This is a genomic window from Microbispora sp. NPDC004025 (assembly GCF_053604425.1).
In genome coordinates, this window is the sequence record NZ_JBSGHN010000007.1 from 168,273 (window position 1) to 191,232 (window position 22,960).

At 71.4% G+C, this 22,960-nt stretch carries 19 protein-coding genes; 12 read left to right on the top strand and 7 right to left on the bottom strand.

Annotated elements, in window-relative coordinates; all coding sequences use genetic code 11:
- Nucleotides 1-63: 63 nt before the first annotated feature.
- Genes ACWEQG_RS19930 through ACWEQG_RS19940 form a run of 3 tightly spaced genes read left to right on the top strand, consistent with a single transcriptional unit; the run spans nt 64 to nt 3,625 of the window.
- A complete protein-coding gene (locus ACWEQG_RS19930) occupies nt 64-1,728 on the top strand; it encodes an extracellular solute-binding protein (RefSeq protein ID WP_452286580.1) in 1,665 nt (554 codons plus the stop codon).
- Entirely contained in the window at nt 1,725-2,717 is a 993-nt protein-coding gene (locus tag ACWEQG_RS19935) for an ABC transporter permease (RefSeq protein WP_452286582.1), read from the top strand. The genes ACWEQG_RS19930 and ACWEQG_RS19935 overlap by 4 nt, the downstream gene beginning before the upstream one ends.
- On the top strand, nt 2,714-3,625 hold the full coding sequence (locus tag ACWEQG_RS19940; RefSeq protein ID WP_452286584.1) for a carbohydrate ABC transporter permease: 912 nt from the start codon (nt 2,714-2,716) through the stop codon (nt 3,623-3,625). Before ACWEQG_RS19935 ends, ACWEQG_RS19940 begins: the two co-directional genes overlap by 4 nt.
- A gap of 62 nt (nt 3,626-3,687) precedes the next feature.
- On the opposite strand, the gene ACWEQG_RS19945 is transcribed toward ACWEQG_RS19940, so the two are convergent.
- Complete coding sequence (locus ACWEQG_RS19945) at nt 3,688-4,818, bottom strand: LacI family DNA-binding transcriptional regulator (RefSeq protein WP_452286586.1); 1,131 nt, start codon at nt 4,816-4,818, stop codon at nt 3,688-3,690.
- A 289-nt stretch (nt 4,819-5,107) separates the two neighbouring features.
- Between ACWEQG_RS19945 and ACWEQG_RS19950 the strand changes: the two genes are divergently transcribed.
- Nucleotides 5,108-7,258 (top strand): cellulase family glycosylhydrolase, encoded by a 2,151-nt coding sequence (locus ACWEQG_RS19950; RefSeq protein ID WP_452286588.1) that lies wholly within the window; start codon nt 5,108-5,110, stop codon nt 7,256-7,258.
- Between the two features lie 50 nt (nt 7,259-7,308).
- Here ACWEQG_RS19950 and ACWEQG_RS19955 read toward each other — a convergent pair whose 3' ends face one another.
- Nucleotides 7,309-9,465 (bottom strand): glycosyl hydrolase family 95 catalytic domain-containing protein, encoded by a 2,157-nt coding sequence (locus ACWEQG_RS19955; protein ID WP_452286590.1) that lies wholly within the window; start codon nt 9,463-9,465, stop codon nt 7,309-7,311.
- 40 nt (nt 9,466-9,505) lie between these two features.
- On the opposite strand from ACWEQG_RS19955, the gene ACWEQG_RS19960 reads away from it, so the two are divergent.
- On the top strand, nt 9,506-11,413 hold the full coding sequence (locus ACWEQG_RS19960; RefSeq protein WP_452286593.1) for a beta-galactosidase: 1,908 nt from the start codon (nt 9,506-9,508) through the stop codon (nt 11,411-11,413).
- A 9-nt stretch (nt 11,414-11,422) separates the two neighbouring features.
- Here the strand turns inward: ACWEQG_RS19960 and ACWEQG_RS19965 are convergent, their stop codons facing one another.
- On the bottom strand, nt 11,423-11,767 hold the full coding sequence (locus ACWEQG_RS19965) for a hypothetical protein (RefSeq protein WP_452286595.1): 345 nt from the start codon (nt 11,765-11,767) through the stop codon (nt 11,423-11,425).
- 520 nt (nt 11,768-12,287) lie between these two features.
- Between ACWEQG_RS19965 and ACWEQG_RS19970 the strand changes: the two genes are divergently transcribed.
- On the top strand, nt 12,288-12,668 hold the full coding sequence (locus ACWEQG_RS19970; RefSeq protein WP_452286597.1) for an STAS domain-containing protein: 381 nt from the start codon (nt 12,288-12,290) through the stop codon (nt 12,666-12,668).
- 137 nt (nt 12,669-12,805) lie between these two features.
- Nucleotides 12,806-14,254 carry an aminotransferase class I/II-fold pyridoxal phosphate-dependent enzyme gene (locus ACWEQG_RS19975; RefSeq protein ID WP_452286599.1) on the top strand — a complete coding sequence of 483 codons (1,449 nt, stop codon included), beginning with the start codon at nt 12,806-12,808 and terminating at the stop codon, nt 14,252-14,254.
- Nucleotides 14,255-14,257: 3 nt separating this feature from the next.
- Here the strand turns inward: ACWEQG_RS19975 and ACWEQG_RS19980 are convergent, their stop codons facing one another.
- Nucleotides 14,258-15,439 (bottom strand): carboxylate-amine ligase, encoded by a 1,182-nt coding sequence (locus ACWEQG_RS19980; protein WP_452286601.1) that lies wholly within the window; start codon nt 15,437-15,439, stop codon nt 14,258-14,260.
- Between the two features lie 235 nt (nt 15,440-15,674).
- Here ACWEQG_RS19980 and ACWEQG_RS19985 point away from each other — a divergent pair, with 235 nt between their 5' ends.
- Together ACWEQG_RS19985 and ACWEQG_RS19990 are read left to right on the top strand one after the other, a co-directional pair.
- On the top strand, nt 15,675-16,022 hold the full coding sequence (locus ACWEQG_RS19985; protein ID WP_452286603.1) for an STAS domain-containing protein: 348 nt from the start codon (nt 15,675-15,677) through the stop codon (nt 16,020-16,022).
- 82 nt (nt 16,023-16,104) lie between these two features.
- A complete protein-coding gene (locus tag ACWEQG_RS19990) occupies nt 16,105-16,545 on the top strand; it encodes an ATP-binding protein (protein WP_363464148.1) in 441 nt (146 codons plus the stop codon).
- Between the two features lie 859 nt (nt 16,546-17,404).
- Here the strand turns inward: ACWEQG_RS19990 and ACWEQG_RS19995 are convergent.
- A complete protein-coding gene (locus ACWEQG_RS19995; RefSeq protein WP_452286605.1) occupies nt 17,405-17,653 on the bottom strand; it encodes a hypothetical protein in 249 nt (82 codons plus the stop codon).
- 23 nt (nt 17,654-17,676) lie between these two features.
- Nucleotides 17,677-18,723, bottom strand: coding sequence for an NAD-dependent epimerase/dehydratase family protein (locus ACWEQG_RS20000; protein WP_452286607.1), 1,047 nt, complete (start codon nt 18,721-18,723; stop codon nt 17,677-17,679).
- A gap of 199 nt (nt 18,724-18,922) precedes the next feature.
- Between ACWEQG_RS20000 and mads6 the strand changes: the two genes are divergently transcribed.
- The 3 genes from mads6 to ACWEQG_RS20015 all read left to right on the top strand — a co-directional run bounded on the left by mads6 (nt 18,923) and on the right by ACWEQG_RS20015 (nt 21,532).
- Nucleotides 18,923-20,335 carry a methylation-associated defense system protein kinase MAD6 gene (mads6, locus tag ACWEQG_RS20005; RefSeq protein WP_452286609.1) on the top strand — a complete coding sequence of 471 codons (1,413 nt, stop codon included), beginning with the start codon at nt 18,923-18,925 and terminating at the stop codon, nt 20,333-20,335.
- A gap of 107 nt (nt 20,336-20,442) precedes the next feature.
- A complete protein-coding gene (locus tag ACWEQG_RS20010) occupies nt 20,443-20,850 on the top strand; it encodes a pyridoxamine 5'-phosphate oxidase family protein (RefSeq protein WP_452286611.1) in 408 nt (135 codons plus the stop codon).
- A 55-nt stretch (nt 20,851-20,905) separates the two neighbouring features.
- Complete coding sequence (locus ACWEQG_RS20015) at nt 20,906-21,532, top strand: uridine kinase (RefSeq protein WP_452286613.1); 627 nt, start codon at nt 20,906-20,908, stop codon at nt 21,530-21,532.
- Between the two features lie 13 nt (nt 21,533-21,545).
- Here the strand turns inward: ACWEQG_RS20015 and ACWEQG_RS20020 are convergent, their stop codons facing one another.
- On the bottom strand, nt 21,546-22,958 hold the full coding sequence (locus tag ACWEQG_RS20020) for a dihydrolipoyl dehydrogenase family protein (RefSeq protein ID WP_452286615.1): 1,413 nt from the start codon (nt 22,956-22,958) through the stop codon (nt 21,546-21,548).
- Nucleotides 22,959-22,960 lie beyond the last annotated feature (2 nt).

Here is a 22,960-nt window from a genome sequence, read left to right on the forward strand (position 1 = left end):
GTTAATTTGTTTGGTCACCTGACGAACTAACTGCGTCGGAACTTTCCCGGAAGGATCGCACCAATGAGCCAACCCCCCGGCGGCCCCCTGACCAGCCGCCGCGGATTCCTCGGGATCGTCGGCGCGGGCGCGCTCGCCGCCGCCGGCCTCACCGGCTGCGCGGCCAAGAAGGAGCTGCCCAAGGGCACCGCCGTCGCCGCCGACAAGCTCAAGGGCCTCGTGCCCACCCGTGTGCCGTTCCAGGTGCCGGGCCTGTCGCCCGACCTGCCGGGCGCCGAATTCGTCGAACCCGGCTTCCTGTCCAGGCCGGGCACGATGGTCCAGGCCGTCACCGCCAAGCCGATCACCAGCGGCACGGAGGTGAAGGTGATGACCCCGCTGTGGGGCACCGTTCCCCCCGGCCTCGGCGAGAACTCCTACTTCGACGCCGTCAACGAGCGGCTCGGCGGGGTCGTCCGGTTCAACATCTCGGACGGCAACACCTACGTCGACAAGCTGAACACCCTCCTCGCCAGCGGCGACGTGCCCGACATGATCCAGATTCCGGGCTGGAACCTGATCACCATCGCCCATTTCACCGAGGCGGCCAACAAGCTCTTCGCCGACCTGTCGCCCTATCTGGCGGGCGACAAGGCCAAGGAGTTCCCGCTGCTGGCCAACTACGACACCGCCGCCTGGTCGTACGGCGTGTTCGGCGGCGTCCTGCAGGGCATCCCGTGGCAGAACGCGCCCTACCCGTTCGCCACGGTCGTCCGCCAGGACATCCTCGACGAATTCGGCCTGTCCCACCCCAAGAGCGCCGACGACCTGCTCACGCTGGGCAAGGAGCTGACCGACCCGAAGAAGAAGCGCTGGGCGTTCGGCGGCATGGACCAGGAGATCCAGCGGGCGTTCGGCGCCCCGCGCGAGTGGCGCAAGCAGCCCGACGGCACGCTGATCTACAAGTACGAGACGCCCGAGTGGCTGCAGTCCATCGAGTTCGTGACGAAGCTGTTCGAGGCCGGGTACGTCCACCCGGACGTGGTGGCCAACCAGTTCGCCGACCACAAGGAGCCCTTCGGCAGCGGGCAGCTCGTCATGTACAAGGACGGCATCGGCACGATCCATGAGCTGTTCGGCCGGTTCCTGCCCACCAACCCGAAGTTCGACGTGCGGGCGGTGGACCCCTACCCGGCCCACCCGGGCGGCAAGGTCATCGTGTGGCGCAACGAGCCCGCCAGCATGTTCTGCTTCATCAAGAAGGGCCTCGGCGACGCCCGCACCCGCGAGCTGATCGGCATCGCCGACTGGTGCTCCGCGCCGTACGGCACGCAAGAGTTCGACCTGGTCAACAACGGCGTCGAGGGCAAGCACTTCACCCTGAAGGACGGGCAGGTCCAGCAGACCGCGCTCGGCCGCAAGGAGTTCGCCCCGACGTACATGTTCCTGTCCGGACGACCCGGCGCGATCACCGAGAACCAGTACCCCGGCTACGTCGAGGCGTACCACGGCTGGCAGACCACGGCCTCGAAGTACCTGGAGAACGACCCGTTCGTCGGCATCCGGGTCGAGGTGCCTTCCAAGATGGCGGGTCTGGTCAAGCCGACCGAGGACAAGATGAACGAGATCTTCCGCGGCAAGCGGCCGGTCTCCGAGTGGGCCCAGATCCTCAAGGACTGGCAGGAGCAGGGCGGCAACGAGGCCCGCGAGTTCTACATGAAGGTCGCCAGGGAGAACGGCCGCCTGTGAGCGCCGACGCGGACACGAGGAGTGTGACGGAGGTCCGGCCCGGGGCGGCCCAGGCCGGGCCGGCCGTCGCACGGCGGGGCGCCTTCAGGGACCGGCTGCGCCGGGACTGGCCGCTGCTGGTCATGGCCACGCCGATGCTGGTGCTGGTCACCGGCTTCTGGTGGATCCCGGCGCTGGGGAACGTCATCGCCTTCCAGGACTACAACCCGTTCACCGGCGGCATCCTGGGCAGCCCGATCATCGGTTTCACCAACTTCGCCCAGCTGTTCGGCGACCCGCAGTTCATCCGTGCGGTGGTGAACACGCTGGGCATCACCGCGTTCCAGCTCGTCTTCTACTTCCCGGTGCCGATCGCGCTCGCGCTGCTGCTCAACAGCGTGGTCTCCGGGCGGCTGCGGGCCCTCATCCAGGGCATCGTCTACCTGCCCCACTTCTTCTCGTGGGTGCTGGTGGTCGCGATCTTCCAGCAGATGTTCGGCGGCGCCGGGCTGCTCGCGCAGATCCTGCGCGACCACGGGCACGCCGGGGTCGACTGGATGACGAACTCCGACACGTTCATCCTGCTGGTCACGGCGGAGACGGTCTGGAAGGACGCCGGCTGGGGCACGATCGTGTTCCTCGCCGCGCTCAGCACGATCGACCCCAACCTGTACGAGGCCGCCGCGGTCGACGGGGCCCGCCGGTGGCGCCGGATGTGGCACATCACGCTGCCGGGGCTGCGGCCGGTCATCGTGCTGCTGCTGATCCTGCGGCTCGGCGACGCGCTCAACGTCGGCTTCGAGCAGTTCATGCTGCAGCGCGGCGCGGTCGGCAGCAAGGCGTCGGAGGTCTTCGACACCTTCGTCTACTGGTCCGGCCTGCGCACGGGAGACCTGGGATACGGCGCGGCGGCCGGCCTGTTCAAGGGGCTGGTCGGGCTGGTGCTCATCCTGGCGGCCAACCGGGTGGCGCACGCCCTGGGCGAGCGGGGGGTGTATTCGCGATCATGAGCAGGAAGAAGGTGTCCGGGCTCGCGCCCTGGGAGGAACCGGGCTCGCTCGCGGGCCGGATCGGCAAGGGCGGCGCGCTGGCGCTCATCGTGCTCGCCGTGCTGCTGCCGCTCTACACGATCGTGCTGACCAGCCTGTCGTCGGCCGAGACGGTGAACCGGGTGGGCGGCCTGGTGCTGGTGCCGGACGGCATCACACTCGACGCGTACCGCCAGATCTTCTCCGACAGCGTCGTCAGCCGCGCGGTGCTGGTCAGCACCGGCGTCACCGTCGTGGGCACGGCGGTCAGCCTCGGCGTCAGCGTCCTCGGGGCGTACGCGCTGTCCCGGCCGGGGTCGCTGTTCCACCGGCCGATCCTGTTCTGCGTCCTGCTGATGTTCGTGTTCTTCCCCGGGCTGATCCCGACCTACCTGATGGTCGCCTCGCTCGGGCTGAAGGACACGTACTGGTCGCTGATCCTGCCGTCGGCGGTGTCGGCGTTCAACATCGTCGTGCTGCGCGCGTTCTTCATGAACATCCCGCACGAACTGCTCGACAGCGCCCGCATCGACGGCGCCGGGGAGTTCCGCATCCTGTGGCGGATCGTGCTGCCGCTGTCGAAGGCGGTCACGGCGGTCATCGGCCTGTTCTACGCGGTCGGCTACTGGAACGCGTGGTTCAACGCGACGCTGTTCATCGACGACACCCGCAAGTGGCCGCTCGCGCTGATCCTGCGGCAGTACGTCGTGGACTCCAACCCCCTGCCGACGGCCACCGTGGGCGTCAGCGGCTTCGGGCACGTCGCGCCCCCCACGCTGGCCATCAAGATGGCCATCGTCGCCATCGCCGTGCTGCCCGCCCTCCTCATCTACCCGTTCGTGCAGCGCCACTTCACCAAGGGCGTGATCATCGGCGCCATCAAGGGCTGAGCCCCTTCCTCCGACCGACGCCCCGCCGCGCCTCCCACCGGCGGGGCGTCGCCACGCTCCGGTCAGTGATCGGCCGGCCGGGCGGTGCTCTGCCGGACGGTGAGGGTGGTGGCCAGTTCGAGACCGACCTGCGGCGTCGGCTCGCCGCGCCCCAGGGCGAGCGCCAGTTCGGTGGCGGCCGCCGCCATCTCGGCGAGCGGCTGATGGACCGTGGTCAGCGGCGGATCGACCAGGGCGGCCACGGGCAGGTCGTCGAAGCCGACCACGCTCAGGTCCGCCGGAATCCGCAGTCCCAGCTCCCGCGCGGCCTCGTAGACGCCGAGCGCCTGCAGGTCGTTGCAGGCGAAGACCGCCGTGGGAGGGTCCGCGCGATCCAGCAGGGCGAGCGCGGCCGTCCGGCCGTCCTGCCTGGTGAGGTCGGCACGCACTACGAGGCCCGGGTCCATCGCGAGGCCGGCGGCCTCCAGGGCGGAGCGGTAGCCGTCCAGCCTGGCCCGGCAGCACAGGACCCCGTCCGGGCCGGAGATCATCGCGATGCGGCGGTGGCCCAGCCCGATCAGGTGCCGGGTGGCGGACCGGCCGCCCGCCCAGTTCGTCGCGCCGACGAAAGGGACGCCGTCCGGCAGTTCGGTCGTGGGGTCGAAGACCACGAAGGGGATGTCGTTGGCGCGTAGCCGGTCGCGCTGCTCCTCCGACAACTGGGCCACGGTCACGACGCAGGCGGGGCGACGGGCCAGCGTGTCGTCGATCGGGTGGTCCCCCGTGTCACGTCGCGGACCGAACTCCGTCAGCACGACCCCTACGCGATGATCGCGAGCCACCCGCTCGACCCCACGGATGATCTCGATCCCCCACAGGTCCTCCAGCTCGCCGAAGACGAGTTCCAGCAGGTTCCTGCGGTTGGTCCTGCGGTAGCCGTACTCGTGGATGAGCGCCTCGACGCGGGCGCGAGTGTCCGCCGACACGCCGGAACGGCCGTTGACGACCTTGGACACCGTGGGGATCGACACCCCGGCGGTCTCGGCTATGTAGGAGATGGTCACGGGCCGCGTGGGATCGCCTTTCGGGCGTTCCCGGTCGGCAACGGGTCCGTCCGGCCCGGCATACGACAACTCGGCCCCTCTCTCGTCGCCGGCCCGGCGCCGTGTCCTGCCGTGCCGTCCCGCCCCGTCGAACGTCGCGGGCCCGCTCACGGCGAAAGGATAACCCGTCGGGCCGCGCCGGACGCCCGTGTGTGCGCCCGCCGAGACAGTGAAAGTTTCAGCCTCATTTTCCGCATCTTTTCCACCAGATTATCGCCGTCATCGGGCATCTGCGTGCACGCCCGATCGAGACCGATGCGCGGGATAGTGGCCCTCGGCACATCGCACTGTTATGTTTCCGGCGAATTGCCGGAAAGATTTCTGGCGAATGAGCCGACTTGTTTCGTAGTCGAGATCGGCCGGCGCAGTCCACGGCAGACGCGCACAAGGGAGAGCAACGGTGAAGCTGCACAGGTTACGAAGAGCCCGGCTGCGAGCCGGCGCGGTCGCCGGCGCCGTGGTCGCGCTGCTGGTGGCGGGGATTCTGACGGCCGTGGGCGCCCAGGCGGCGGCCGGCTGCCGCGTGGCGTACACCGTCTCGTCCCAATGGCCGGGCGGATTCACCGCCGACGTCAACGTGACCAACCTCGGCGACCCGGTCAGCGGCTGGCGCCTGACCTGGGCGTTCCCGTCGGGCCAGCGCGTGACCCAGGCGTGGAACAGCACGATCACCTCGTCGGGCGCGCAGGTCACCGCCGTCAACGAAAGCTGGAACGCGGCCATCGCGACCAACGCGTCGGTCTCCTTCGGCTTCAACGGGTCGTGGTCGGGCGCCAACACCGCGCCGGACACGTTCGCGCTCAACGGCGTCACGTGCACCGGGAACGCCGGGCCCTCGCCGTCGGCCAGTCCGTCGCGATCCCCCAGCCCTTCGCCGTCGGCCAGTCCGTCGCGATCCCCCTCGCCGTCTCCCTCGCCCAGCCCGTCGCCGTCCCCCTCGCCGTCGGCGTCTCCGCAGCCGGGCGACGCGATGGCCAGGGTGGCCGCCATGCAGCCCGGCTGGAACCTGGGCAACACGTTCGACGCGATCCCCGACGAGACGGCGTGGGGCAACCCGCTGACGACCCGGGCAATGCTGCACTATGTGCGGTCGCAGGGGTACAACAGCATCCGGATCCCGGTGACCTGGAGCAACCACCACGGCCCGGCGCCGGACTACGCCATCGACTCCGCCTGGCTCGACCGCGTCCGCGAGGTGGTCGATTGGTCCCTGGCCGAGGGCTTCTACGTGATGATCAACCTGCACCACGACTCCTGGCAGTGGATCAACGGGTACCCCGGCGACCGCACGACCGTGATGAACCGATACACCGCGCTGTGGCGGCAGCTCGCCGGCACGTTCCGTGACCACTCCCAGAAGCTGGTATTCGAGAGCATCAACGAGCCGCAGTTCACCGGAACCTCGGATGACGCCGCGAGCGACCAGGTGCTGGGCGAGCTCAACACCGCGTTCGTCCGGCTTGTGCGCGCGTCCGGCGGCGGCAACGCCACCCGGCTGCTCGTGCTGCCCACCCTGCACACCAGCTCCGAGCAGGCCCGGCTGGACGCGCTGACGGGCACCTTCAACCAACTGCACGACCCCAACCTCGCCGCGACGGTGCACTTCTACGGCTGGTGGCCGTTCAGCGCCAACATCGCCGGCGGCACCCGCTACGACAGCAATGTCGAAAGTGACCTGGTCAGCGGCTTCGACCGGGTGTACGACACGTTCGTGTCCCGCGGCATCCCCGTGATCGTCGGAGAGTGGGCGCTGCTCGCTTACGACTACACCCGGCCCGGCATCATCGAACGCGGCGAGTTCCTGAAGTTCATCGAGGCCGTCGGCTACAACGCCCGCATCCGCAAGCTCACCACGATGCTCTGGGACGCGGGTTCGTTCCTGGAACGCAACGAGCTGCGATGGCGGGACCAGGGCATTTACGACGCGATGAAGGCCAGTTGGACCACGCGCTCCGGCACGGCCTCCTCCGATCAGGTGTATCTCCCACGCAGCGGCGCGATCACCGCCAGGACGCTCACGCTCAACCTCAACGGCACCTCGTTCCAGGGCCTGCGACAGGGCAGCACCAATCTCGCCAACGGCGCGGACTACACCGTGTCCGGCAACACGCTGACCCTCACCGCGGCGGCCCTCACCCGGCTGGCCGGCAACCGGGCCTACGGCGTGAACGCCACCATCGAGGCCCGCTTCTCCCAGGGCGCGCCCTGGCAGATCAGCGTCATCACCTCCGACCCGCCCACCCAGGCCGCCGCCACCGGCACGACCTCCTCGTTCTCCATCCCCACCCAGTTCCGCGGTGACCAGCTCGCCACGATGGAGGCCAAGTACGCCGACGGCAGCCCCGCGGGACCGGCCAACTGGACCTCGTACAAGGAGTTCTGGGCGTCCTTCCAGCCCGACTACACCGCGAACACCGTCATCCTGAAACCCGAGTTCTTCGCCGAGGTCAACGACGGCCGCGTCACCCTCACCTTCCACTTCTGGAGCGGAGCGAAGATCAACTACTACATCACCAAGTCCGGCACCACGGTGACCGGCAGCACCATCTGACGGGCGACGTACGGGTGTCGCGGCCGCACCGGCCGCGGCACCCGCCGCCGTCAGCGGCGGGTCTCGGGGGTGGTGACGGTGAGGCGGCGGGCGGCGGCGCCGGCCAGGACGGCTTCGACGCCCTCGGGGGACCAGGTCAGGCGCTCGACGACGACTCCGCGCCGGGCGCGCAGGCCGCGCACCTCGCCGGACGGCCAGGGGCAGGCCGGGAGCAGGTCGAGGCGGTCGCCCTCCGACCGGACGAGCATCGCGGCGACCAGCGCGGGGACCCCGCCGCACACGTCCACGTTGAAGATGGCGTCGCGGTTGTGGGTGGAGACCATGTTGGCCCGCCAGTAACGCGTGACCAGCAGGTCGAGGGCCTGCGAGGCCTCCGCCGCCATGCCGAGGTTCGCGGCGGCCAGGCCCAGCTGGACCAGCCCGAACGCCATCTCGTCCGAGTCCGCCCCGCGCCACCACTCCAGCCGCCGGCGTACGGCCTCGGCCCCCGCGGCGCGCAGGGCCGGGTCGGCGGCCTCGCCGGTGTCGTACCAGAACGGATAGAGGTGCGAGGCGTGCCGGTGGGCGTGGTTGTCCTCCAGCGTGAGACCGGGCGGCGGCGCCCATTCCGACAGCTCGCCCGTGGGCGCGATCCGGTACGCCGGCAGGCGGTCGCGCAGGGCCTGCCACCGGCGCGCGCCTGGCGACGACTCCCCGTGCGCCCGGACGAGGTTGCGCAGCAGGTCGCGTACGGCGGCGAGGTCCATCGTGGCGTTGACGCACGCCTGGGCGTCGCCGCCGGAAGGGGCGTTCTCCGGCGAGTAGGACGGCGCGAAGTTCCCCCGCTCGTCCAGGAAGTCCTCGTAGAACTCGGCCGCCTCTGTCATGAACGGCAGCGCCCGCTCCCGGAGGAAGCCGAGGTCGCCCGTGTGGTCGTAGTAGTCGTAGTAGAGCCGCGACAGCCAGGCCGCGCCCGCCGTCCAGAAGGTCAGGCACCACGTGGGATGGAAGTGGTTGTGCCTGCCGTGGGTCGACACGTGGGCCGGCACGAGGATCCCCCGGCAGCCGTACAGCCTGCGGGCGTTGTCCCGGAAGTCGGGCAGGAGGCCTTCGAGCAGGTCGAAGACCGGGAGCAGGAGCTCGGCCGTGCCGGTGGCGAGCAGCCCGGCGACCGCCGCCTGCAGATTGCCGTCGAGGGTGTAGCCGGACTGCCACGGCGGCCGGAACGTCCCGCTCCACACGCCCTGCAGGGTCGGCGGCAGCTCCCCCACGCTGGAGACGATCGCGTACCTGGCCGCCGCGAAGACGGCCTCGACCAGCTCGGGCCCGCCGCGCGCGAGCAGGACCTCGCTCCCGGGACGCGCGTCGCGACCGCCGAGGCGGAGCCGTACGCGGCCGGACAGGTCGCCGTGGATCGCGGCGTGGTCCCGCAGGAGCCGGGCGGCGTCGGGGACGATCCGGTCCAGCGGGTACGGCTCGGCCGGGGCGGGGTGGACGACGGTCCGGGCGAGGATCGTGACCTCCCGCGCGCCGCGCGCCTCCAGCACGCCGCCGCCCGCCCGCAGGCGGCCGCCCCGCGTGTGGACACGGCACTCGATGGTGTATCCCGTGACGGTTCCCTGTCCCCGAACACCCTGCCGGGAGAACTCGCCGGTCAACTCCAGCCGGTCGGGGGCGACCAGCGTCGCGTACGTGACCGGAGCCGGGGGCTCCCCGGCGACCGGCGCGAGCGCGAGGGTCCCCGAGACGTCGCCCAGGAGGCGGATCACCACGACGTCGCGGGCGCGGGAGACGAACACCTCCTGCCTGAGAACCCCGGGCCATTCCTGGGTCGCCAGGCCGGTCGTGAAGTCACAGCTCCGCGCGTAGCCCTCCGGCGCCGTCCCGTGCGTGTAGGTCAGGGTCCCCGCGCCGATCAGCGGGTCGACCAAGCGCAGGTCCGCGTAGCCGGGGTCCTGCTCGACGGCCACCTCCATCACCCGGCCGGCCGCCCGCCGGAACTCCCCCGCGTGGAGCAGCGCGCGCAGCTCCGGCAGGATCCGGGCGGTCTCCGGCGGGTCGATCGGCGGCAGCGTGGGCAGGAACAGCCGCTCGTGCGACAACGTGACCCGCATCTCGGGTCCCGCCCCGTAGACGAGGGCGCCCTGCCGGCCGTTCCCGCTGATCAGCGCGTGCTCCCAGTCGCCCGTACGGGTGTGCGAGACGAAGCCGTTGACTCCTTGATCCACCCGAATTAGTTTGGCCTCCAGCCTAAAAAAGGACAAATGCATGCCGCTCTGGTACGGCGGGGACTACAACCCGGAGCAGTGGCCCGAGGAGGTCTGGGCCGAGGACGTCGCGCTCATGCGCCGGGCCGGGGTCACCCTCGTGACCGTGGGCGTCTTCTCCTGGGCGCGGCTGGAGCCGTCCGCGGGCCGCTACGACTTCGGCTGGCTCGACCGGGTGCTCGGCCTGCTCGCCGACGGCGGGATCCGGGTGGACCTCGCTGTCCCGACCGCCTCTCCCCCGCCCTGGTTCTCCCTGGCGCACCCCGACGCCCTGACCGTCACCCGGGACGGCGTACGGCTCACGCACGGCAGCCGCGACACCTACTGCGTGAGCGCCCCGGCCTATCGCGAGGCGTCACTGCGGATCACCCGCGCACTCGCCGAGCGCTACCGCGACCACCCCGCTCTGGCACTGTGGCACGTGCACAACGAGTACGGCACGCCCTGCCACTGCGACCACGCCGCGGCGGCGTTCCGCGCCTGGCTGCGGGAGCGGTACGGCGACCTCGACGCGCTCAACGACGCGTGGACGACGCCGTTCTGGGGGCAGCACTACTCGGACTGGGCGCAGATCACCTCACCCCGGGCGACGCAGTATCTCCAGAACCCCGCGCAGGCGCTCGACTTCCGCAGGTTCGTCTCCGACGAGATGCTCGCCCACTTCCGCGAGCAGCGCGACCTGCTGCGCGGCCTGACCCCGGGGGTGCCCGTCACCACCAACTACACGCTGGCCGGCTGGGCCTCGGTCGACCACTGGAAGTGGTCGCGCGAGGTCGACCTCGTCGCCGTCGACCACTATCCCGCGGGCCAGGGCATGGCGGCGGCCGAGCAGAGCGCGTTCGCCGCGGATCTGGCCAGGTCGTGGGCGGGCGGGCGGCCCTGGCTGCTCATGGAGCAGGCCACGGGGTACGTGACGGGCCCCCGCATGGCGGCCAAGGAGCCCGGGGAGATCGCCAGGCACAGCCTGCAGCACGTCGCCCGCGGCTCGAAGGGCGCGCTGTTCTTCCAGTGGCGGGCCTCCCGCGGCGGCGCCGAGCAGTGGCACCCGGGCATGGTCCCGCACGCGGGCCCGGACTCACGCGTCTTCCGTGAGGTCTGCGCCCTGGGCGAGGCGCTGCGGCGGATCCCCGCGCCACCCGGCGGGCCCCTCGTCGAAGCGGAGGCCGCGATCCTGTGGGACGAGGAGGCGTGGTGGGCCGTCCAGGGACCCGGCCTGCCGTCCGCCGAGATCGACTACCTCGCGGCCGTCGAGCAGGCCCACCGGGTGCTGTGGCGGCAGGGCGTGACCGCCTGCTTCGCCCATCCGTCGCATGATCTGTCGGCGTACCGGGCCGTCCTCGTGCCGAGCCTCTACCTCGTCTCCGACGAGGCCGCCGGCAACCTCGCGGCGTACGTCGAGGACGGCGGCACGCTCGTCGTGTCGTACTTCAGCGGGATCGCCGACGAGCACACCCGGGTGCGGACGGGCGGCTACCCGGGGGCGTTGCGCGAAGTCCTGGGCGTCCGCGTGGAGGAGTTCCGCCCGCTCGCCGGGCCGGTGGAGCTGCCGGGACTCGGCCGCGCGACCGCCTGGAGCGAGGTCGTCCATTTGGCCGGGGCCGAGGCGGTCGCCCGCTACCCCGGCGGCGGGCCCGCGGTCACCCGCCACCGCTTCGGCGTCGGCACGGCCTGGTACGTCTCGACGCGGCTCGACGACTCCGGTTACGCCCGGCTGCTGACCGCCGCCGGTCTGGCGGGGAACGGCGTCCCCGGCGTCGAGATCGTGCGGCGGCGCGACCAGGTCTTCGCCCTCAACCACACGGGGGACGAGCAGCCCGTGCCGGTCCACGGCACCGATCTGATCACCGGCGGGCCCGTCGCCGGCGTCCTGCGCCCCGGACAGTGCGTCGTGGTGCGGAGCGCGCGGTAGGCCGGGCCGTCAGCGGGTCACCGGAATCCGGGGCGCCGGCGCCTCGGCAGCCGGGCGGCGGTGCCGGGCGGCCTCCGCCGTCTCCTGCCGCGCCCCCTCCGCCTGCCCGGGCCGCGCTTCGTCCTGCGCCTGTTCCCGCGCCTGCTCCCGAGCCGGGCGGCCCTCGACCTGCCGGATCTCCTTCTCCAGGTCGTCCGCCGTCGGCGCCTCCAGCATGCGCGGCACCATGACCGTCGTCACCCGGGGGACGGCCCAGTAGCTTCCGGTGCGCTCGCCGTACCAGACCATCCAGCCGGGAGTCCTGGCCGCCAGCGCCCGCGCGGCGTTCCTGCCCTCGGTGATCTCGTCCGCCATGCCGATCCTCCCGCTCGCCGTACTTCCGGGAACGCGCCCTCTACCCACACACGGGCGGCCCAAGCACCGGCGGCCCGAGCACCGGGGGACGACGGGATAGGCATGGCCGGTAATGCGTTCACCAAGAGGGGCCAGGAAAGGTAAGCATTTTCGGAGAAATCCTGGATACGTGTCATTTGTCTGGCTGGCTGGTATGTTTGAAGCAGTCCAGTCTCCGCCCCCGGAAGACCGGGCGGCCCACACCGGCGTCGCACCCGGGTGCCCGCCTCCGGCGATCACCCGCAGGCCGGAACCCCTTGAGAGACAGGGGTTTCCCGCGAACCGGGACCGTTCGGGACACCTCTCCAGAGATCGCCACGAAGCCCTACATCTTTACCTATTTGCCACAATCTGGCGTACAAGTGGGATTGCCGGACGGACTCGCATACCATCGACCGTCGCGCATTACCGGGACCTGACACTCCGCCGGGTAGCGTCGTTCAAGACAGTACGCCCGAAAAATATGGATGAAGGCGCGTATATGACAACGCAGCAGCTCGAGATTACTGTGAGCGATCACCAGCCGGCCGTCGTGGTCGCGCTGCGCGGTGAACTCGACATCGCCAGCGGGGACACGTTCCGGAGGGCGATCGGGAATCTTGTCCGCCAGGGTCGCGTGAAGATCGTGGTGGACGCGTCCGGTCTGCGGTTCTGCGACTCCAGTGGCCTGGAGGCGCTGCTGGACGCCCGGGACGACATCCAGAAGGCCGCTGGTTCGATGCGGCTCACCGGAGTTCACGGCATCTTGAAGATCGTCCTCGAGGCGACCCGGCTGCGCGACACGTTCGTCATCGACGGCACGCCCGTCGAGGCGGTCGCCGCCATGGTGGTGACGGCCTCGCGCGACGTGTCCATGGTCTGACCATTTGACCGCCGGCCCCCGCCCCGCATCGGGGCGGGGGCCTCTGACCGCCCCGATGCGGTCGTTTGTGCCGGTCAGGTCCGGGTACCCGCGTCCGGGGGAACGCCCCCACGTCGTTCAGGGGGAGGAACACGGACATGGATCAGTCCCGCGTACCCGTGCTGGAGGCGCTCGCCGCCTATCGCCGGCGAGGAGACCTCAACTTCACGCCTCCCGGCCACAAGCAGGGGCGGGGGGTGGACCCACGGGTCCTGGAAGTCCTGGGCGAGGACCTCTTCCGGGACGACGTCATGGTCATGAACGGCCTGGACGACCGGCTGCAGAGCAACGGCGTGCTCGAAGAGGCGCAGCAGCTCATGGCGGAGGCCGTCGGCGCCGAGAAGGCGTTCTTTTCCACCTGCGGCAGCTCCCTGTCCGTCAAGAGCGCCATGCTCTCCGTGGCCGGACCAGGGGAGAAACTGCTGGTCGCCCGCAACTCCCACAAGTCGGTCATCTCGGCGCTGATCCTGAGCGGGGTCGAGCCCGTCTGGGTGCACGGTGACTGGGACGGCGACCTCCACATGTCGTATCCGCCCACGCCGCAGGCGGTGGAGGAGGCGTTCAAGGCCGCCCCCGACGCCAAGGGCGTCATCGTCGCCAGCCCGGTGGACTACGGCACCTGCGGCGATCTCGCGGGCATCAAGGAGGTGTGCCACAGGTACGACCGGACGTTCATCGTGGACGAGGCGTGGGGCGCCCACCTGCCGTTCCACGAGAACCTGCCCACGTGGGGCATGGACGCCGGGGCGGACCTGTGCGTGACGAGCGTCCACAAGATGGGCAACGGCCTGGAGCAGAGCTCGGTGTTCCACCTCCAGGGCAACCGGGTGGACCCGGCCGTGCTCAAGGCGCGTGAGGACCTGCTCGGCACGACCAGCCCCTCGACGCTGATCTACGCGGCCCTCGACGGCTGGCGCAGGCAGATGGTGGAGCGCGGCAAGGACCTGCTCGACCGTGCGCTGGAGCTCGCGGAGTCGGCCCGCGGGGAGATCGACAAGATGTCCGGCCTGTGGGTGCTGAGCAAGGAGAACACCGGGGCCTTCGACGTCGATCCGCTCAAGATCGTGATCGACGTGTCGGAGCTCGGCGTCGACGGCTACCACGCCTCCGACTGGCTGCGCGAGCGCTGCCACGTCAACTTCTCGCTGAGCGACCACCGCCGGATCAGCGCCGAGATCACCGTCGCCGACAGCGAGCAGACGGTCGGCGTGCTGCTCGACGCGCTGCGCGCCCTGTCGTCGGCCTCCGATCTGCCGCCGGCGGCCAGGATCGACGTGCCCGAGCCGGGCGAGCTGGAGCTGGACGTCGCCATGCTGCCCAGGGACGCGTTCTTCGGGCAGGTCGAGATCGTGCCCACCGGTCAGGCGGTGGGCCGGATCGTGGCCGAGATGGTCACGCCGTACCCGCCCGGCGCGCCCGCCCTGTGCCCGGGCGAGCGCATCACCAAGCCGGTGCTGAGCTACCTGACCAGCGGGCTCGAAGGCGGCATGAGCATCCCGGACGTGAGCGACCCCAGCCTGAAGACGCTGCGCGTCGTCGCGGAGTGAGGGTCAGGCCCAGCAGGAGGCGGTCGTCTGCGTCATGAGCAGCTCGGTCACCTCGCGCAGGCGACCGTGCCGCGCGTACGCCGCCCGCTGACGAGCCGCCCCCGATCCGCTGTGCCGTACGCGGTCGAGCTGGAGGGTCAGCGGCGCCCAGTCGCCGTTCTCCTCCAGCACCGGCCGCACGTGCTCCAGCAGGCGGTCCACCAGGCGCCAGGCCGGCACGCGGGTTCCGGCGAGCAGGTCGAGGGCGTGGCCGTCCACGCCGTCGCGGGCGGCCCGCCAGTAGGCCGCGTGCAGCAGGGTGTCCTCGACGTCGGGGGCTGGCACGCCGGCCCGCACGTCACGCAGCGCCGTCTCGGCCAGCCCCCGTACGAGCCCGGCGAGCAGCACGGCCTCGCCGGCGGTCGGGCACACGTCGGCCGCGCGGATCTCCAGCGTCGGCACGTGGTCGGACAGGCGGACGAGCCAGTAGATCATCCCCCGGTCCATGATCGAGCCCCCGGCCAACATGCCGTCGACGAGGCTCTCGTAGTGGCGGAGCGACCGGAAGAACGGCGGCGGCTGCGCGCTCGGCCATCGGCCCATCATCAGCGCCCGCCAGCTCGCGTAGCCGGTGTCGCGGCCGTCCGCGATCGGCGAGTTGGCCGTGAGCGCCTGCACGACCGGGAGCCAGGGCCGCAGGTGGTTGCTGACCCGTAACGCCTCCTCGCGGTCGCCGATGCCCACGTGGATGTGGCAGCCGCACACCCCCTGGCCCCGCATGACGGCCCCGAACTCGCGGTGCATGGCGTGGTAGCGGGGGCACGACGACAGGGGCGGCACTCCCGCGTTGCCGTCCAGGGGCGTGCCGCAGGCGAGGAGCCCGAGCCCCGCGCTCGCGGCGGCCCCGGCGGCGGCGCGCCGCATCTCGAGCAGGTCGCCGTGCAGGTCCGCCAGGGTGACGTGCACCGCGCTGTTGCTCTCCAGTTGGAACTGTGTCAGTTCGAACACCAGCCGGTCCGCCCCCGCCCCGGCCGCCCGCTCGCGGATCTCCCGCGCCGCCGGGACGACCCGTCCGGTTCGCGGGTCGACGAGCAGGAACTCCTCCTCGACCCCGAGCGTGAGCGTCGCCGAACTCACGGTTGACTGCGCGACGAGGGAGGGTCCGTGCACGGTGTCGAACTGGACCTCCCTTGTCACGTCCGGCATGAGCGATCTTCTTTGGAGGAGGGTCCAGTCGGTCAATCCCCCATTCCCCCGGACCATGAGGCGAAAAACCACAAATGGCGTTTCTTGACCCTCCATCCGTACGCCCCTGCCCCGCGGCGTCCCTGCCCTAGACTGGCACCGTCTCCCCCCGCCCCCGCAGTCCCCGTTCGCAGCGTCCCCCGTTCTCAGCGTCCGCCGAGGTGTGTTCGTGACCGCCGCCGTCCTATTGACCCCCGTGTCCGCCCCTGTCGCCGACCACGTGCTGGTCGTCGCGCTCGACGGCGCCCTGGACTACACGAACGCAGAGCGGCTGCGCCAGGACATCGAGGCGGCCCTGGGCGAGGAGCGGCGCGAGCTGATCCTCGACCTGAGCCCGCTGAACTTCTGCGACTCCACGGGCATCCGCATCCTGCTGTCGGTGCGGAAGCTGCTGCAGGAGCGGAAGGGCACCGTGACGCTGGCGGGCCTGAACCCGCGGCTCGCGAGGATCTTCAGGACCACCGGGCTGATCAACGCCTTCGCCGTCGCGCCGGACCTCGCGGAGGCCGTCGAGATGGTCGGCGCGCGGTCGACCCCCAGGTGAAGGCATCGGACGAGTAACGAGACGGTAGCCTCGGAGATACCGGGCGGCAGACCCAGCCGGAAGGCAGCGGCGAGGAGGACAGGTGGTGGATCACCGCCGGCAGTGGCCGATTACGGATGATCTCGCGACACTGCGCGAGAACATCCAGCGGTACGCCGTGCAGGCGGGCCTCACCGGCCCCCGGCTGGACGACCTCGTCATCGCCGCCAACGAGGCCGCCATCAACGTGCTGGAGCACGGTGGCGGAGCCGGCACGCTGGCTATCTCGTGCGACGGCGGCGTGCTCGCCGTCGACGTCGCCGACCACGTCGGCGTCCTGCCGCCGGGCGCGGTGCCGGGCGAGCGGCCCGGCGGTCGCGCCGACCGCGGCTTCGGCCTGTGGCTCATGGGCGAGCTGTGCGACTCGGTGACCATCGACCAGATCCCCGGTCAGTCGACCGTCCGGCTGTCCATGCGGGTGAACGAGGGCGATCCGGCCACCGGCGGGAGCGCCGCCTCCCTGCGCGGCGCTCACTCCGCCTGAGCGGGCGACGGCCCGTCGCGGACCCAGGAAAGCATCCCGGCCGGCCCTGGTTCGGCTCCGGTTGCGCCCCGGTTGGCCCAGGGCATCGTCCCGATCCCGTAAACCTGGTCTTCAGGGCTCTCCGGCCGCCTTAACCTGGGTCCGCGACCACCTCCTCATGGCTGCTGGACGGCTACCTGAGGAATGCCCATGACGCGGCGGCAACCGCGATCAGGGCGCAGAGGCGGATGGTCCGGGGTGTGCTGTCGACCACGTCCCGGACCGCTCTGGCCACCTCGCCGATCCACGAGCCGAACTCCGGGTCGTGAATCCGCCCTTCGATACGGCGTCCCGCGCTCCCGCGGGGCCTGATAGCAGTCATCGGGGCCCCCTCCCCATATGCGCTGTCCGAGAGCGATGTCCCGGACAATCGATCGGCCCGATCAGGAATCCGTTCCCGGCCGGTCCGAAGCGCGCCATGGGCGGAATCCCCGCCGCAGTCGCGCCGCCGACCCGGTAGGAGGGATTCCGGACCATTTCCCCGATGTTCACAGGTGACCCAGGGTGCACGCAACGAAAACGAGCGGCATTCGAGGATCCGTACGAAGAGTGACGATCAGATCACAGCTTGCGATAGCTTTTGATCCTGATTTGTCCGGCGACACGTAGTTGCGTGTCCGTTTTGTCCGCGGCCCTTTCCGGAATTTTGGGTCAGCGCGCGACACGCCGTCATTTGTCTCTGAGGACGGCATCGGACGGCATATCCGGGCACCCCGCGACGCCCTGGAAAGGGCGCACGGAACCGCATGCGGATGGGGATGCCGGAGACGATGTTACCGAACGTGACGCCTCCGTCACGCACTCTGCGTAGGTGGCGCGGTCAGGCGCCGAGGTCGCGTACGGCGTTCTCCAGGCAGCGGGTGAGCGTCTCGACCCGCTCCTCGGTCACCGGCTCGTCGCTGTGGGCCTCGGGCAGGTCCGCGCGGCGCACCACCACGAGCTTGCGGTGCCTCTCGTCGATCTCGTCGATCGGCAGCACGAGGCACTCGCCCCGCACGAAGACCAGCGCGACGTCCGGGTCGGCCGACTCCAGCAGCCGGCGGACGCAGTCGGGGTCGAGCAGCGCCATCGCGCCTCCCTCTCGGCCGGCGTTCACGGACGCGTGCCCACGCCCGTCGTGACCTCCTTGACCCGCTCCCGGCCCGAGTCGGGCGCGAGCGGCGGGGTCTGCATGCCCGCACCACGCCGCATGCCCTCGATCACCGCGCGCAGGGCGTCCACCGCGCTGTGCCGCGGCTGCCAGCCCAGTTCCTCACGGGCACGAGTGGTGTCCATGATCGGGATCTGCAGGACCATCTCCACCATGCCGGGCGAGGCCGGGATCAGCCGCAGGTGCCAGCCCGCCGACACGGCCGTACGCACCACCGTGGCCGGGAGGGGCACCCGCCGGGCGCCGAGCAGGTCCGCCAGCACGGCGGGGTCGATCAACGGGTCGGCGGCCAGGTTGAACGCCCCCCGCACATCGCGGGTGAGCGCCAGCCGGAACGCCTCGCCGGCGTCCCGCGAGTGCAGCGCCTGGAACCGCAGGCGCGGCATGTCCGGCACGAACGGGATCAACTCCGGCCGCACCAGCCGCTGCGGCAGGAACGGCCCGGCGAACAGCCGTCGCTGCTCGGTCGCGGACTCCTCCTTGAAGATGAACCCCGGCCGCATCCGCACCACGCGGATGTCCGGGTGGTCGCGCTCGAAGATGTCGAGCACGCGCTCGACGTAGGCCTTCTCCCGGCCGTACGCGGCGTTCGGCCAGCCGTGGGTCGGCCAGGACTCGTCGACGGGCGGGTCCTTGGGCCCGGGCGAGTACGCCCCCACGGACGAGGAGTGGACGAGGACCGAGACCCCGGCCCGGGCGGCGGCGTCGAAGACGCGCGTGCTCCCGAGCACGTTGGACCTCCACGTGGTGACCGGGTCGTGGGTGGGCTGGAACAGCCAGGCCAGGTGCACGACCGCGTCGGCGCCGGCGAAGATCGGGTCGAGGTCGTCCCGGAAGACGTCGGCCGTACGCCATTCGGTCTTCGCCGGGCGCCAGTCGGGCATCCGCCGGGCCACCCCGACGATCGAGGTCACGCTGGTCTCGGACTCGAGGGCGGTGAGCACGCTCGTGCCGACGTTCCCGCTCGCACCAATCACGACAACTCGCATGAAATACTCCGTTTCCGGACACGTGCCGGTGCAAACCGGTCACCGGCCGCCGTACTGGCCCACTCCCCGACACGGCGGCGACCATGCGGGAGCTCCAGATTTCCCCTGGGACAATGCGGGGGAATCAGTGGTGGCGCGGGAATACCGCTACCTAGGAGGATTAAGTTCTCAATCTGGTCAGAGAGGCGGAGTGGCGGAGATGGCTCAGATCGTCGGTGGCGGACGCCCCGTCAATGACGCCGAGCGAAGGGTCATCGCGCACCTGCGGGACAACGCCCCTGACGACTGGCTGCTGCTGCACAACATCGAGGTGCCGCGCGGCGCCGACCTGTTCGAGGTGGACGTGGTCGTGCTCACCGGCCACTCCCTCGTGGTGATCGACGTGAAGGGGGCCAGGGGCCGGTTCGAGGTGTCGGGCACCCGGTGGTTCCCCCAGCACCGGGAGGCGTTCGGCTCCCCGGTGGCCAAGCTGCGCGGCACCGCGCGGGCACTGAAGGGCCTGCTGATCGAGGAGCACCGCGAGCTGGAGCGGTTGTACGTCGACAACGTGGTGGTGCTGACCGCCCCCGGAGCCGTCCTCGTCGACCCCGGCGGCCGCGACGCCCGCCACGTCACCACCATCGCCGGGCTCATCCCCATGCTCAGCGACGTGTCCCGGGTCAGGCACGGATGCAGCCGGGACGCCGCGCCGTACCGGACCGCGATCATCGAGGCGCTGAACGGCACCGTGCGCCGCTCGACCGCGCCGCCGCGCTTCGGCAACTGGGAGGTGGAGGAGCAGCTGGGCGGCGACAGCCGGGTCACGGAGTATCGCGCCGTCAACGCGACCGCCCCGACCAGCGGGACCGTGCTGCTGCGGGTCTACCGCGCCGACCCGCTGGCCGAGCAGCGGCGGCGGGTGGCCGAGCAGCGCCGGATCGCCAACGCCTACCAGTCGCTCGCCAAGATCCCGCCGCATCCCTGCGTCGTACGCTCACGGGACTTCTTCGCCATCGACGACGAGAGCCGGTTCGTGCTCGTGCTCGACGACGTGCACGGGCAGGCCCTGCACCTGCACCTGACCGGGCGGAAGCTGGGCATCGACGCCAAGCTCGGCGTGATGGAGGACATGCTGGACGGCCTCGCCCACGTCCACGCCAACAACGTCATCCACCGGGCGCTGACCCCCGCCTGCGTGCTCGTCACCGACGACGGCAACGCGATGCTGACCGGTTTCGACTACGCCAAGCCCGGCCCGCGCAAGCACACGGTGGCCAACGAGCTGCCGAACATCCTCGACGTCCACTACGTCGCCCCCGAGTGCCGGGCCCGCCCCGACCGGATGACCCCCGCCGCGGACGTGTACTCGGCAGGCGTGATCGCCTTCCAGCTCCTGACCGGCGAGCTGCCCATGCCCGGCGTGGACGCCGAGCCGGACGCCGGCGGCGTCGCCCCCGAGGTCATGGACCTCGTGCGGCGGATGCGCGACGCCACGGCGGCCAAGCGCCCGGACGCGGTCACGGCCCTCGCCGAGCTGCGGGTGGCCCGCGACGCCCAGCCCCGGCGGCGCGCGCCGTTCGGCGGCAGGCTCAGGAACGCCCTGCGCCGCCTGTCCCGCCCCGCGCACCGATGATCCGGGGGGTTGTCCCGGCTTCCCGGCCCGGCCGGGAGGCCGATCGACGTCGATGACGGGACCTTCGTCCCTAACCCGCCCGCCGGTCGATCCCGCAGGCTTGCAGCATGAAGCTCGACTCGGCCGGCCTGGAGATCCTCAGCGGAGGAGAATGCCTGGATCTGCTGGCCTCCGCCCCCATCGGCAGGATCGTCTTCACCGATCGCGCCCTCCCCGCCGTCCAGCCGGTCAACTTCTGCCTGCTCGACGGGAACATCGTCATCCGCACCGCCGCCGGGTCCAAGCTCGCCGCCGCGGCACGCAACGCCATCGTCGCCTTCGAGGCCGACGACTTCGACGTCTCGTGCCGTACGGGATGGTCGGTGACCGCGGTGGGTCCGGCCCGCGCGGTCTCGGAGCCGGAGGAGATCGCCCGCCTGTCGGCGCTGCCGCTCACGCCGTGGGTGCCCGGGAACCGCGACCACTTCATCATCATGGCCCCCGAGCAGATCTCCGGCCGCCGGCTCAACAGGTAGCGCCGGGGCGGACCTTGGTCACGATCCTGCCGGGACCGTCGGCGATGATTGAGGGGTGCGTGCCCGTCCCGTCTCCCCGTCCCTGCTCGTGGAGGAACTCGCCGATCTGATCGCCGCCAGGCCGCGCGACGCGTGGGTGCGCGTCGCCGTCGACGGCGCTCCCCCCGCCGAGCCGGGACGGCTCGCCGGCGATCTGGTGGAACCGCTGCGCCTGCGCGGCCGGGACGTCCTGCGGGTGCCCGCGGCCGGGTTCCTGCGCCCGGCCTCGCTGCGGCTGGAGTTCGGCCGGACCGACCCCGATGTGTTCCACGACGAGTGGCTGGACGTGAACGGCCTCCGCCGTGAGGTGCTCGGGCCGCTCGAGCCGGGCCGTACGGGCCGGGTGCTGCCCTCACTGTGGGACAGCGTGCGCGACCGGGCCACCCGCGCGGACTACGTGACGCTGAAGCCGGGCGGGGTGGTGCTGGTCGACGGCGCGCTGCTGCTCGGGCGCGGCCTGCCGTTCGACCTGACCGTCCACCTGTCCATGTCGGCCGCCGCGCTGGCCCGCCGCACGCCGCCCGGGGAGCGCTGGACGCTGCCCGCCTACGAACGGTACGAACGCGAGGCGGACCCGGCGCGGGCCGCGGACGTGGCCGTCCGCGTCGAGGACCCACGCCACCCCGCCATGCTCACGGTGTGAAGGTGAGCACGGTCTAGAGCCCGTACGCCTCCAGCAGGCGCAGCCACACCTCGCTGACGGTCGGGTAGGCCGGGACGGCGTGCCACAGGTCGTCGAGGGTCACTTCGGCGGTGACCGCGATCGTCGCGGCGTGCAGCAGCTCGGCCGCCCCGGGGGCCACGAACGTCACGCCGAGCAGCACCCGGCGGCGCTCGTCGACCACCGCCTTGGCCCTGCCCCGATAGCCGTCGCCGAGCAGGTAGCCGCCGGCCACCTGCTCCATGTCGTACTCCACCACCCGCACGTCGAAGCCCTCCGCGCGGGCCTGCGCCTCGGTGCGGCCCACCGCGCACACCTGCGGATCGGTGAAGACCACCTGCGGCGCACCGGCGCGGTCCGCGCGGTCGCGCATCCCGGGCCGGTCGTCCGCCTCGCCGCGGGCCCGGGCGGCGACCACGTCCGCGGCCACCCGCGCCTGGTACTTGCCCATGTGCGTGAGGAGCGCGAGGCCGTTCACGTCCCCGATCGCGTAGAGCCAGCCGTCCGCCACGCCGGTGGCCCGCATGCTCTGGTCCACCTCTATCGGGCCGGACTCCGGCAGCCCCACCGAGGCCAGGCCGAGGCCGTCCGTGGCGGCCCGGCGGCCGGCCGCGACCAGGATCTCGTCGGCCGTGACCGTCCCGCCGCTCGCGAGGCGCACCGTGACCTCGCCGCCCGGCTCCGGCCGCTCGACCTTCTCCGCGCTCTCGTGCATGCGGACGTCGATCCCCTGGGCGGCCAGCGACCGCGCGACCATCTCCCCGGCGAAGGGCTCCGTACGTCCGAGCAGCTCGCCGCCCCGGACGAGCATCGTGACCTCCTTGGCCCCGAGCCCCCGCATGGCCTGGGCCATCTCGCACGCGACCACGCCGCCGCCGATCACCACGAGCCGGTCCGGCACGGAACGCACACCGGTGACCTCACGGTTCGTCCACGGCCCCGCCGCGGCGAGACCGGCCACGGGCGGGATCACCGGGCGGCTCCCGGCGGCCAGCATGACGGCGTGGTTCGCCACGAGCGTGCGGGTGCCGCCGTCGGCCGTCGCGACCTCGACCCGCCGGGGACCGGCGAGCCGTCCGGTGCCGCGTACGAGCGTCACGCCCGCCGAGTCGAGCCAGCGCGCCTGCCCCGCGTCGTCGTAGTGCGACACCACGTCGTCGCGCCGGGCCAGCACCGCGGCGGCGTCGATCGGGCCGCCGAGCCGCAGCCCCGTGACCCGGCCCACCTCACCCGCGAGGTCCACCGGCCGCAGGAGTGCCTTGCTCGGCATGCAGGCCCAGTAGGAACACTCCCCTCCCGCCAGCTCGCTCTCCACGATGACGGTGCTCAGGCCGGACGCGGCCACCCGTCCCGCGGCGACCTCACCCGTCGAACCCGCACCCACCACGATCACATCGAAGACGTCCACGG